This window comes from Shewanella septentrionalis (assembly GCF_025370265.1).
Taxonomy (GTDB): domain Bacteria; phylum Pseudomonadota; class Gammaproteobacteria; order Enterobacterales; family Shewanellaceae; genus Shewanella; species Shewanella hafniensis.
This window is the reverse complement of record NZ_JAMTCC010000011.1, coordinates 16979-29824: the sequence shown is the minus strand read 5'-3', so window position 1 is coordinate 29824 and position 12846 is coordinate 16979. Positions and strand designations below refer to the sequence as shown.

The window sequence follows — 12846 nt, the reverse complement described above, 5'->3', positions numbered from 1 at the left end:
GAGGACTCAGTAACTAATCCGTGATTAGTACTTAGTGCCGCCAAGCTGCTGCGCTTGATTGATAATGTGGAAGATCACGTTCTGCTCAATCACGCCCTGAACCAGATTCGAACCTGGACCTCTGGCATGTAAGCTGATGTCTTCACCGGCGTGAGTCTCACTTTCCATTGGGATAAGCGCTTGTTGTATAAAATCTTTATCTTGCGTATCGACTGAGGTTAAGTCGTCACGCACACCCACCACAGCACCTGGGCCGTTGGTATAAGCCAGCGTGGTATAAGGCTTGTTGTCATTCGCTGTCGCTAACGTGCCATCGACGTTATGCACTAAACCTAAGATAGGGTTACCGCGTTTTGGGTAGCCTGCGATAGTGAACACATGGCTGTGGTCCGCTGTTACCATGATCAAAGTATCGTCGCTGCTCGTCGCATCCATTGCCGCTTTCACTGCATTAGATAATTCAACCGCATCGGTCAACGCGCGGCTCGCATTGCCCGCATGATGACCATGGTCGATACGGCCAGATTCAACGATCAGCAAGTAGCCTTTGTCGTTCTTCTTCAAAATATCGAGGGATTTAGCGGTCATTTCAGTTAGTGATGGCTCACCACCTACGTCATCAGCGCGGTCTGCTTCGTATTCCATGTGTGATGGATTGAATAGGCCGAGTAAATGATCTGTGTTGGCAGCATCAATGGCGTCGAAGCCTTTTTTGTCCCACACGTAAGCAGATTTGCTGAAATTATCGACCCAAGCTTTGGTTAAGTCTTTACCGTCTTTACGTTTACCGGCTTTGTTCTCGCCATCTTTCACTGTTGTGGGTAGGAAGTAGCTACGGCCGCCACCTAATGCCACAGTTAACGAATTGGCTTCATCGCGCATCACCAATTGGCTTGCGATGTCGGTACAACCGTTCGCAACCGCTTCGGCAGGTAAGTTGAAATCGCCTTCCCAATCGCGCTCAGGGGTTTTGGCATAGGTTGCCGCTGGCGTAGCGTGCGTTAAACGCGCCGTAGTGACTATGCCAGTTGATAATCCTTTGGCATTAGCAAGGTCGACCAGTGAAACAAGTTCATTGCCTTTTGAAGACAAACAGTTACCACGTAAGCTGGTATCTGAAATAGAGATAATACCCGCCTTGGTTTTAACGCCTGTCGCCATGGCCGTCATAGTGCCCGCAGAATCTGGCGTTTGTTGGTTAGTGTTATAAGTTTTCACTAACGCCGTGTGGGGGAACTGCTCGAAACTTAAGAAGTTTTCTTCGCCGCCTTGATTGTCAGCTTTATCCTGCCCTTGCAGAATACGGGCTGCCGTTAGCGTCGAAATACTCATGCCGTCACCGACAAATAAAATCACATTTTTAGCGGTTTTTTTAGTGTCGACTTGGGCTTTAGCCACCACATTTGCCGCACTGTCTTTAAACCACTGGCTGTCTGTTTGTGTTGCGGGTAGGACTGCAGCATGAGCCACAACCGTCATTAAGCTGCAGGAGATAGCTGCAGCGATCCGTTTAATATTCATCACGTTCATCACCGATTTATTATTGAGTGTATGAGGGTATTCCCTGTAGAGGCGACCCGATTTTCAGGCATTTATGTGACGAATAAGCGTGATTTGGATGGCGATTTTATTGCAGCTAAGTGTCAGATTTATTTCAACTAACAATATGCCAGACGTTAAGTTTGACCACCAGCATGGTGGCCAAACTGATCAAAGGATGGGGTAATCTTAGAAATGGTAACTCACGCTCACTCTCACCATACGTGGCTCAACAGGATGATAATGCTGATCTTCTACCCCTTCGGCGGCTTCACTAAGTAAGCGTGATTCATAGAAGTAATCTATGTCGTGATCTTTACTATCGAACACATTGAGTAGCTCAAGCTTAGTGTCGAAGCGGCGGAACTCGTATCCTAGCGCGAGGTTAACTAATGTGGTCGCATCGGCCTTGTGATCATTGAAACTGTCGAGCACCCGCTCGCCAAGGTGGCGCACGCGTACACTCGAATACAGGCCATCGCCGTCGGGTCGATAGGTAATGCCCGCACTGGCAACAAAAGGAACCGCGCCATCGATATACTTGCCCTCTTCGAGTTCATTTTCAGTAAATCTAGCATTGGTCCAAGCCAACTCCATATCGATACTGATGGCATCATTCAGCCAATAATAAGCCGTTAATTCAGCACCATAACGTTCAGATGCGCGACTCGGTTCAGTGTTACCTGCATCGCCGACAAACACGAGTTCTGAGTCTAATTGCAGATACCAAAGCGCGGCGGAGAAATTGATAAAGTCCCTATCATAATATTTCACCCCAAATTCGCCGCCATTGGAGCGCACGAGCAGATCGACTTTCTCGACCTCATCGCCACTCACGGGATCGACGCTAATGGTCGCACCACGGGCATCGTTCGAATGTAGCCCTTGGCCTGCATTCACATATAACTCAAGATTATCGCTCCACAAATAGGAAGCGCCCGCCTTAAGACTGAACATACCATCGGACGCATCGCCACTGTTCAGTGGATTATCACTGTCGACCTGCACATCAAAATAGTCGTAACGCAGCCCAAGGTTGAAGCGCCATTGCTCTACGGGCAGCCACTCCACTTTGCCAAATATACCGCTCGACAACTCTTGCACGTCATCGAGCCTGACGGTATTCAGCCGTTGTCGCGCCTTAGTGTTATACAAACCCACTGCGCCAATATCGTCATAACGTACATCGCCGCCCACACTGTAATTCAGTTGAGTGCCGCCAAGGTAAGTCTGCCAGTCGCGTTTCAGATCGCCACCCCAAAGCGTACGCTCATCGACTTGTTCAAACTCATCACCATTAACGGGGTCGTTTAAGAAGTAGGTAAAATTAGAGAATAAATTCATGGTCGAGCGAATGGCATACACATTTCCCTGCAAATCGCCCGCATCGTAATTGGCAGACACGCTATAGCGGCTTGAATCACCGCCGACGTCTTTATCTAACGAGCCGTAAAAATCGATTAATCCAGAATCTACCGCGCGGGCGGGGATCTGATCCGCCGAATTCCAGCTGTTGTCATAGGCCATCATAGTCACGCTCAAGTCACCCTCACCGAGCCGAGTTAAATAACGCCCCACCAAACTGACTTTACTCACATCCTCATCAATATCCGTCCACGGACCATCATAGGCTTGTACTTCACCGCCAAGAATAAACCGCCCCATATCAGTGTTTAACTCCTGCGTCGCCACAAGCCGCTGGTAACCATATTCCCCAAAAGTCACGCCCACTTGGTTGTGGGGCAATTGATCGGCCAGCAGCAATTGGGCGGCACCCGCACCGGAAAAATCGGCCACCTCAGGATAATAAGCCCCTTTGGCATAACGGATCTCACCGATAAGTTCAGGGATCAAAAAGTTAAGGTCGGTATAACCTTGACCATGCCCATGGGTGCGCATATTCACCGGCATACCGTCGACGCGGGTATTAAAGTCAGTGCCATGGTCCAAGTTAAAGCCGCGTAGAAAATACTGATTCGCCTTACCCGAGCCGCTGTGCTGAGTGACTATCATACCTGGCACAAATTCGAGGATTTCCCCCGTGCGCAATAGTGGTCGACTCTCAATTTCAGCCGCGCCGACTATCCCCTCAGATGCCGAGGTGCTATGGCCTAAGGTATTAATCTGCCTGCCGCGCACCTCAAGGCGTTCAATATTGTCAGTCGCCGCATCAGCCATAACCACGCTGGATAAACTACAGAGAGGTAATAACCATGCCATTGATAACCAAAGTTTTGATAACCGTATTCCTGGTACTTCACGTCCAGACTTCATCCCTTATTTCCTAGTACAAGTAATAGATGACGCCGATTTAACGCCTAATTCACACGGAAAAAGCCGATCGAGCTCAAACTCTGATGAGTAAAAAAACAGCAAAATACAGGCAAATGTTAATTCTATGTGTTGTATCGCACATTTTTAAAGGCAAAAGGACAAAATGTCCGCCAGCAGATCACATTTCAACACCCTATTGATGCGAGTTCATGGAAACGAGTGATTTAACTTGAATAAAAATGAACCCATTTATTAGGCTAGCTATACTCTAGATAACTCAACACGTTTAGGGACAGGCTATGCAGCGACGGAGCAATATGCGCATTTTTTGGGGGGTGATAGTCCTATTCTTTTGTTTCTCAGTTCCTGCGATCTGTAAATCCACAGCAGAAACTACAACGGCGCTTGCAGCTAAACCTATTATTACCATGGCGTTTTATGAGGACCCCAAACACAACTTTTACTTTAAATGGGCTGAGCTGATATACACCCAAGCCTTTGAACGCTTAGGCTATGGCTTCTCCTATCAAGTGGTTCCCGCTGCCCGCGCCAGTATGATGGCAGACTCTGGAAAAGTGGATGGTGAACCGGGACGCGTATTTCATTATGGTGAAAAATTTACTAACCTCATTCGCATCGAAGAATCGGTTGTCGATACTCATTTAATTGCCTTCGCACATAATCCCAACATCAAGATTACCAACTGGCAAGCACTGCAAAAGAGTCGATATAAGATCGAATACTATCGAGGCGTGTTCCTCGCAGAACAAAAGCTAAAGGGACTCATTCCAGAGGAGCGCCTGACTGAATCCTCATCCCCTGTGAGCTCTTTTCGTAAAATGCTCCGCAACCGAATTGATATCTATATTGATACAGAGGCAAGCTCATTGGATCTATTACAAACCCCAGAGTTTCAAGGTAGCGAGATCAGCGCGATTGCCACCCTAGAAGAACTCACTAGCTATGGTTACCTGAATAAACGTCACGCGGCACTCGCCGTAAATCTTGCTCGGGAGTTAAAACAGATGAAGCAAGAAGGCATATTTGAAACCTATAAACAGCAGGCAAAAAAATCACTTAATGATGCAGTGAATAATGGCGATGCCCCACAATAACTTAATCGGCATAGCCAATCTTGTTTCAATTATTTCATTGACTTAATTTCAAAGCGTTTTAGTGTTATCTAAAGTATGTCGCTGACATATATGGCTTAACTGACAGTACATGAATGAACTGACAGTGTATTGCCCAACAAAGAGGCTGACCCACAACCAAACGGTATTTAGATTTAGCATGTGGAACAATCAACCTAAGGAACAGATGAATAGCAAAATAGTCCTCAAAAATTGCAGACAAATCGATTTACCCCTTCTCCCTAAGCTGCCCACTCTGAAGTGGTATTGCTGTACTGGCAGTGGAGCATAAGGATGGGGACTCAGTTCGCACGCACCTTAGCTAGGTTACGGCAACGAACTCGTTCAACGGTTGCTAAGGTTTTATTAATCATCAGCATGTTCGTAGGGATCTGCATCGCGCTCGTCGCCCTAGTGTATATTCAAGGCAATATATTTGATGGTGTACGCACCTATGTCCGTGGTGAAGGCTTATGGGCTAAAGCGCAAAAAGATGCGGTACTTTATCTCACCCACTATTCACACACCCAAAATGATGTGGACTTTCAGCGTTATCGTGCAGCGACGAGCGTCATGGAAGGCGATCATCGAGCTAGACAAGCCCTACTCGCCACACCCATTGATGAACAAGCCGCCAAACAGGGTTTTATTCAGGGCCTCAATGACGAACGGGATACCGACTCAATGATCTGGTTTTTCCGACACTTTCAATCCAATCATTATATGCAGCAAGCCATTCAGTTGTGGGGCTTAGCCGATCAACGCTTCGAGTTTGTGGTGCAACTCGCCGAAAATATTCGCATTGAAATCAATCAGCTTGGTGCTAGGCCCGAAGTCCTCGCACAATATCGCCAGCAATTGATTGATGCCAATGAAGAATTGCTCAGCCTAGAAATTGAATTTTCAGCTGTGCTCAGTGAAGGCGCGCGCTGGGTCAAGCAAATGACTTGGTTAATTAGCCTTGGTGCCCTATTGCTGTTTATCAGTATTGGGATCTTCGCCAGTCGGCAGATCATTCGTAACATCGCCAGATCCGAGCGGTTGTTACAGATAAGCGAATCTCGCTTCACTAGCCTGAAAAACTCCGACACTATCGGGATCATTTCATGGCAACTCGATGGCACCATACATGATGCCAATGATCATTTTCTCCAGATGCTCAATTTTGACCGTGCGGATTTAACTTCAGGCTTAATCAACTGGCGCTCAATTACCCCGCCTGAATATGAAACACGTGATGCCATTGCGATTACAGAGTTAGAACAGTTTGGCCGTTGCCAGCAATATGAAAAACAACTTATCAGCAAGAATGGCGTCTTAGTGCCAGTGATGCTAGCGGCGAGCTTTTTGAATGGCAGCAAACATGAAGGCGTAGCTTACTTTATGGACCTCACCGCCAGTAAGCAGGCCGAAGATAAACTCAGACTCGCGGCAACCGTTTTTAATGCCAGCACAGACGGCATAATGATCACCGATCCCCTGCTAAGCATTATCTCTATTAATCAAGCCTTTACCCATGTTACAGGTTTTACCCAACAGGATTTACACGGCGATGCCAACGACTTCCTCAATGACGGGCACAATAGTGATGACGCCCGCCAAGCCATGCTAAATCTGCTACAACAGGGCGAGCAATGGCAGGGGGAATTACTCAAACAAGTTAAAACGGGCGACTTACTGCCGCTCAGTGTGCGCATCAATACAGTGCGCAATGAGCATGACCGCCTGACTCATTTTGTCATTGTGATTACCGACATTGCCGAACGTAAGGCAGAGGAGGAATATCTGCGTCATATCGCCCATCACGATGCCCTGACTAACCTGCCTAATCGTGTGTTATTCCACACTAAACTTGAACAAGCCATAGTGCACGCCCAACGGTCTGATGATATTTTTGCAATCCTTTTCTTAGACTTAGATAACTTTAAGCCAGTGAATGACCAGTTTGGTCACGATGTGGGAGATAAACTATTACAGGAAGTCGCGAAACGGCTTTCATCTGGGATTCGCCAAATGGATACCATCACTCGCCTCGGAGGCGATGAGTTTGTGATCCTGCTGGAACACCTTGCCAATACCCACAGAATCGGCCAACTGATCCCTCAGATAAGCCAAGCTATTTGCGCACCCTACACTATCAATGGTCATCAAATCCATATCGGTGTCAGCGTCGGTTTGGCGATTTATCCAGAAAACGGCACAGATGCAAAAAGCCTGATCAATCATGCTGATCAGGCCATGTATTCGATGAAAAAAACCAATAAGACTCACCTGCAAAGCCTAGGTTAAGCCCTACTGGCTGGCGAGTTTACGCCAACGTAATCCATCACGAATCACCTCATACCCAGGGAACATAGCGGCAATCACTAGACTATAACTGAGCCATTTATCTAGCTGCAGTAACGTAAATATCCCCTGTAATTCGGTTCCTTGGCTCTGTACTTGGGTTTGTAATAGTGGCGAACTAAATGCCAGAAAGACTAAGAACAAGGCATAAGCAAGATTGATCCCCATATTCGCCAGTAACAATTCAGTGGTCCACACTCTGCGGCGTAACTGCCACAGACTATTGCCCATAGACAGCAAAATAATAGTGCTAAACCATTGCAGTAATTGCTGAGCATTGGCGCTAAAAATCACAGTACGTGCAGCTAATTGCTCGCTACTCATCCACACAGAACACCAGATCACGAGCAAGAGGAAGAGATACGTCGCCAGATCGGCAAACACATCGCTTAAACTAATATGCTGCCAACCGGGGCCGACCTTTGGCAAATTCTGCGGCTGCCATTTTTGACAATTACTGCCAGATAGCGGTTTTCCTTGAGCCGAAAAGCTCCAAAAAGACAAGCCAATTGCAGTAAAGGCAAGACAAGCATCGCCGATAAAACCACTGGCAATATGATGGATAAATCCGAATAGATTTCCCTCTGCCGAGCCCAGCCATTGCGTCGTGCCGCCTACCACCTGCAGCACAAATAAAACACCAAGCACCATGAAAAGTGTATGTTTAAAAAGCGGAATATCCTCAGAGGCAATAATAGGCACTGCTGGTACAAATTGCTGCGCGACCTTACAGGGATGACCCATTTGCTTTAATACATCGGCAATTTGCGATTCGGTCAATTCACCTTGTTCAGATAAGGCATCCAATTGGTCGCAGATATTGGCTTTTAATTCACGACCAATTTCCTGACGTTTGTTCTCGGGCAATTCACGCTGCACCGCGGCGATATAGCGATCGACTAATTCCATATCAAATCTCCTCTGCGCTCTCGTCTGAGCGGTTAATATCAGAGCCATTAGTGTCAGCGCTTTGCTCCAGCAAAAAAGCCAAGGCGCCATTAAGTTGCTGCCATTCATCGGTAAGTTGACTGAGTAACTCAGCCCCCAATGAAGACAATTGGTAATAACGACGCTCACGCCCTTCGGCCTGTCGCCACTCACTATCCAACAATCCTTGATCGGCTAAGCGGCGCACTAAGGGATACAGAGTCCCTTCGTCAATATCGATACCGCCTTCCTGCAACTGTTTGCGGAGCGAATAGCCGTAATGGGCTTGTTTTAATAATCCCAGTACTGCCAACACTAATACCCCTCGGCGCAACTCGAGTCGCATTTTGACTAGCTGTGAACTTGTCATAGTCGAATTCCTATCCTGAACACTGTGTCACACACACTGTGCGCCACACAGCAAATACTATGTAGCACACAGTAAGATTGCAAGTTTTTATTGCACACTTTTTGCGCTTTATGTTCAAAATAAACACAAGCAATTGTTTGTATTGAATTTAGAAAAATGCCAACCGCTTCTGCTAAGTGCTCACATATCCCCTACTCCATACGCTCAAAGCGAATGGCTCACACATAAGCAAATTCAGGATAAAAAATTGCAAAACTTCCTATGCTTGAGTAACTTAGCAGCCAACACGGGATAATCGACCAGTCAACCTAAGAACGGTTTACTCCTCAAAGGGGATAAATCTGATCGACTCAAGTAAATGTTGATATTCAATAACTAAAATATTAAGCCGTTAAATTAAGGACATAGAAAATGCTCATGGATAGAGGCGTGCTGGTACGCTGGAACGATGAAAAGGGATTTGGCTTTATTCAGCCTGAAAAAAACGCCGCCCAAGATGTGTTTATTCACATTTCGGTGCTAAAAAAGATGGCGAGAAAACCCATAGTGGGCGACAGCATTCTGTTTCAAACTGAAGTGCAAAATGACGGCAAGAGAAAAGCGGTTATCGCCTCGATTGAAGGCGTCGCTGTTATTGCAGCGAGTGCTACACCGCGCTCCCACTCTCATGTCCAATCACGCAATGAAAACTTCAACTTCAACAACAAAAACAAAGCGCATTCCCATAGCCCACGAAAATCCTCTTTTAATACAATAATCCCGCTGCTAATAATCGTGACCATAGTTATCTTTGGCTTTAAACAATACCAAGAGTTCAATGAAGCTCCTGCAATCGATAAAGTACCAGTCCTCACTAATGAGGACATTCAGAGAATGCCCATGTATGAAACTAAAGTGATAACTCAAACACCTGCAACGCCAAGATTCCAATGTGAAGCGGGTAAAACCCATTGCAGCCACATGAGTTCCTGTACTGAAGCGACTTTCTATATCCAACATTGCCCCAATGCTCAAATGGATGGTGACGATGATGGCATTCCCTGCGAGCGCCAGTGGTGCAGTTAGCGATACGACACCCATTAATTCATACCCATAGCAACTTCTAAATGGCAACGCATGCACACTGATATCATCACGCAAATTGACTCACCAGAGATGCTTGAGTCTTTGTTAACCGAGCACGCAGCGGTGCTGTTGTTATTTGGCGCGCCGGACTGCGGTGTGTGTCAAACGCTCAAACCAAGAATTGCTGAGATGTTAGCGCAAGCGTTCCCGCAGATGCGGATGGCCTATATTGATTGCCAAGCCCAAGGTGAGATAGCGGCGAGCCGCAATGTATTTGCCTTGCCTGTGGTGGAATGTGTGTTTTATGGCAAAACCTTTGGACGTTTTTCCAAGGTGTTTTCGTTAGCGGATATTCGAGGGGCGCTTGCCCGCCCCTATGGTTTAATCGTGACGGAATAATCCAAATTAAACGATGATATTATTTGTTTACCAGCGGCCTAAACCCAGCGTAATGCACTGACTTATCGAGTGTAACCTGTGCTGCTGGCGTGCTTATAAGACGTGTTGAGCCAGATGCTGCTTTAGCTTTTCCGCTGCAACCGCAGCCGTCACCTGTAGAATGACAACATCCGCCCTTGGCCGCATGTTTGAGTGAAGCGCGACCTTGGGATGCATCCGTCAACCTAAGATTAAGATCCGCTGTTTGTGCCAGCAAAGTCGCCACTGTTTGACTAGCACTGCCTTTACTCACGCTAATCCCCGCATCGAGCAACTTTCCTAACATGCGCTCACCGATATTCTGGGCAATCACAATGTCGGTACCTTGTTGAATAATCAGCTCAAGTAAGGCTTTTTTAGCACTACAGTCACCCTCTATTACCGGGCTATCCACCAGCTTAATTAGCTGAAACTGTTCGTTATAAAAACCAATTTGCACGGCTTTAGTAAAGTGACTGGCAAGTCGTTCGCGGCTAATCGGCATGGCAATAATCATGATAAATCCTTGTCTGTTTGGGTTGGCAGTCTCAAGGCTTGACCTTGAGTGATAGCCGTCGCCACCTTTTTACGGGCATTGGCGAGAAGGTATCCAAAGGTTTGCCGAGAGATCCCCATCAAGGCCGCGGCTTCGATCTGGCTTAATCTTTTAACATCACCCAGTTCGAGGGCCTCAAACTCATCGGCCTCTAATTGAATATGAGTTAATTTAACCGCAGGGATCCCATTAGGCTTAAATAGGCTACAGGGCACACAGCTCGATAATTGACGGCATTTTTTGGGTCTTGGCATAACGGTTTTTATCTTTAACTTTAAGTAGTCTTATATGACTTGAAATCGTGTTTTAGGTCTTAGTGCACATCTTTGGTACTACGAGTAGCACTCAGGCTCAACTAAAGCTCATCTAAGGCTCATCTCGCCAAGGAAGTCCATCGCTCTGGATTCTCAAGCGTGATAACTGACTTGATGAATAAGTTCGGTGGATGAACCATAAAACAGTCACGAGTTTCTGGCCTAGGCCAGAAACTATTATTCGCGCCAACGACATTAAAAACTGTAGGACGGCTCACAGATACCTATATCAAGCATGACTAATTAACAGAACGGCTGTCTGGCGTAACTAACACACTCAATGGCTAGCGCCCTGCAAGATCAGTTTTAATCTGCGTTGGAGTGCCGAGGGATAATGACAAACTCTCAAAACAAATAAGCAGCCGTTAAGCTGCTGTGATAGGTGGCATTTACTGATTTAAACGGGTTTAATCCTCAGACTCACAGTAGTTCACCTGTACCGAATAGCCGTCATCTTGCTTGATAAAATCGACAAAGTTTTTAATCGCAGGTAAGGCATCTTCCCTATGGTGCGACACGTACAGCAATTGGCTCAGATGATGCTCGGCTATCATCTCCAGCGCCCGCATCACTAAGGTGCGATTGATGAAATCTAAGCCCTGATACGGCTCATCTAAAATCAGCAACAGTGGCTGTTTAATCAAGGCGCGACCTATTAGTAATAACCGCTGCTGACCATAATCGAGCTTCTTAAAGCTGGTGCTCGCCAACCCAGTCATGTGCAAAATCGCCAACCATTCCTTCGCCAAATCTAGCTGAGGTTTAGTGGGTTTCTGGTACAGACCAATAGAGTCAAAAAAGCCTGAAAGTAGCACATCTAATGCCGAGCAACTGACGCGATACTGTAAGTGCAGCGCCGACGATACTATGCCAATCCGTTGTTTAACTTGCCAAATACTCTCGCCGCTTCCGCGAGGTCGGCCAAAGAGCGTGATGTCATTGCTATAGCATTGAGGATGGTCACCTAAAATCAGCCCCAGCAAAGTGCTTTTACCGCAACCATTTGGGCCACGAACTTGCCAATGTTGCCCCGCTTCAATGCGCCAATTCACGCCGCTGAAAATCAGCCCACTGACGTACTCCACTTTGCCATTTTTAATCTCGACCAGAGGATCAAACGCCTCGGCGTTGTGCCTTTGCCGCTCCATCAAGGCCAAGAGTTCATCGCTACGCTGCGCCGATAATGCATTCAGCTGCGCCATCACAGGATGATTGTGCCATTGCTCAATCGACATCGGCGGGCTGAGTTTGTGCACACTCTGCCCCGATTTGAGCATCTCGCCATTAAACAGCGCCACATGGCTGATGCACGGCGGCAATTCTTCTTGGCGTGAGGTGATGATCAGCAACTGAGTATGCGCGGCCACTTCACTCAGCAGCTCAGATAAACTCGCCTGATGTTCAACATCGAGCCCAGCATAAGGGTCATCTAAAATCAGTAATTGCGGTAACGTTGCCAGCGCACGCGCCAGCATGACTCTGCGTGTTTCGCCCGTGGATAATTGCCGAAAACCGCGCAGGCGCAGCGGCTCAAGCCCAACCTTTTGTAATAGTGGCGCGAGTTGTGCGGCATCTTGGCAGCATTCCAACACTAAGGATTCGACACTCGAACCGTAATCCAACTCGTCTTTTTCTAACTCGCGCTTCAGCAACGCTTGCTGCAACCCAAGTGACACCCAACCGATACGTTGCGGCAGGCCAGCAATCGTCCCTTCATCGGGCTGAATATCACCGGTTAATATTCGCCCGAGCAAGGAACCACAATAGCTGTCGGTCGCGAAAATCGCCCAATGTTCAGCAGGGTGCAGTTGCCACTCATCGACGACTAGCACCTCATTATCACGCCCGTATCGTAACTGTTTAACCACAATACTTTTGTCTTGGTTCGCGACAACATCAAGCATA

The 12846-nt window shown here is 47.1% G+C and carries 11 protein-coding genes; 4 read left to right on the top strand and 7 right to left on the bottom strand.

The genetic code is table 11. The features are described 5' to 3' along the window. Positions 1-24 precede the first annotated feature (24 nt). Both NE536_RS08075 and NE536_RS08070 read right to left on the bottom strand, forming a co-directional pair. Entirely contained in the window at positions 25-1521 is a 1497-nt protein-coding gene (locus tag NE536_RS08075; protein ID WP_261272433.1) for an alkaline phosphatase family protein, read from the bottom strand. Positions 1522-1728: 207 nt separating this feature from the next. Then, positions 1729-3759, bottom strand: a complete 2031-nt coding sequence (locus tag NE536_RS08070; RefSeq protein ID WP_261272432.1) for a TonB-dependent receptor — start codon at positions 3757-3759, stop codon at positions 1729-1731. A 353-nt stretch (positions 3760-4112) separates the two neighbouring features. Here NE536_RS08070 and NE536_RS08065 point away from each other — a divergent pair, with 353 nt between their 5' ends. Both NE536_RS08065 and NE536_RS08060 read left to right on the top strand, forming a co-directional pair. Then, complete coding sequence (locus tag NE536_RS08065) at positions 4113-4928, top strand: hypothetical protein (RefSeq protein ID WP_261272381.1); 816 nt, start codon at positions 4113-4115, stop codon at positions 4926-4928. A gap of 312 nt (positions 4929-5240) precedes the next feature. Then, positions 5241-7235: a diguanylate cyclase domain-containing protein gene (locus NE536_RS08060; RefSeq protein WP_261272380.1), complete on the top strand. Its 1995-nt coding sequence runs from the start codon at positions 5241-5243 to the stop codon at positions 7233-7235. A 3-nt stretch (positions 7236-7238) separates the two neighbouring features. Here NE536_RS08060 and NE536_RS08055 read toward each other — a convergent pair whose 3' ends face one another. Beyond that, complete coding sequence (locus NE536_RS08055) at positions 7239-8201, bottom strand: hypothetical protein (protein ID WP_261272379.1); 963 nt, start codon at positions 8199-8201, stop codon at positions 7239-7241. A 1-nt stretch (position 8202) separates the two neighbouring features. After that, the gene (locus NE536_RS08050) at positions 8203-8589 is read right to left on the bottom strand and encodes a PadR family transcriptional regulator (RefSeq protein WP_106649388.1); all 387 of its coding nucleotides are present in this window, start codon (positions 8587-8589) and stop codon (positions 8203-8205) included. Between the two features lie 411 nt (positions 8590-9000). Here NE536_RS08050 and NE536_RS08045 point away from each other — a divergent pair, with 411 nt between their 5' ends. Next, the gene (locus NE536_RS08045) at positions 9001-9654 is read left to right on the top strand and encodes an excalibur calcium-binding domain-containing protein (protein WP_261272378.1); all 654 of its coding nucleotides are present in this window, start codon (positions 9001-9003) and stop codon (positions 9652-9654) included. Positions 9655-9705: 51 nt separating this feature from the next. After that, on the top strand, positions 9706-10053 hold the full coding sequence (locus NE536_RS08040; RefSeq protein ID WP_261272377.1) for a thioredoxin family protein: 348 nt from the start codon (positions 9706-9708) through the stop codon (positions 10051-10053). Between the two features lie 19 nt (positions 10054-10072). On the opposite strand, the gene NE536_RS08035 is transcribed toward NE536_RS08040, so the two are convergent. The 3 genes from NE536_RS08035 to NE536_RS08025 form a co-directional block, all read right to left on the bottom strand. Then, positions 10073-10588: a NifB/NifX family molybdenum-iron cluster-binding protein gene (locus tag NE536_RS08035; RefSeq protein WP_261272376.1), complete on the bottom strand. Its 516-nt coding sequence runs from the start codon at positions 10586-10588 to the stop codon at positions 10073-10075. Continuing rightward, positions 10585-10881, bottom strand: coding sequence for a DUF134 domain-containing protein (locus NE536_RS08030; RefSeq protein ID WP_012088215.1), 297 nt, complete (start codon positions 10879-10881; stop codon positions 10585-10587). Before NE536_RS08030 ends, NE536_RS08035 begins: the two co-directional genes overlap by 4 nt. Before the next feature lie 467 nt (positions 10882-11348). Further along, positions 11349-12845, bottom strand: a complete 1497-nt coding sequence (locus tag NE536_RS08025; protein WP_261272375.1) for an ATP-binding cassette domain-containing protein — start codon at positions 12843-12845, stop codon at positions 11349-11351. Position 12846: the final 1 nt, after the last annotated feature.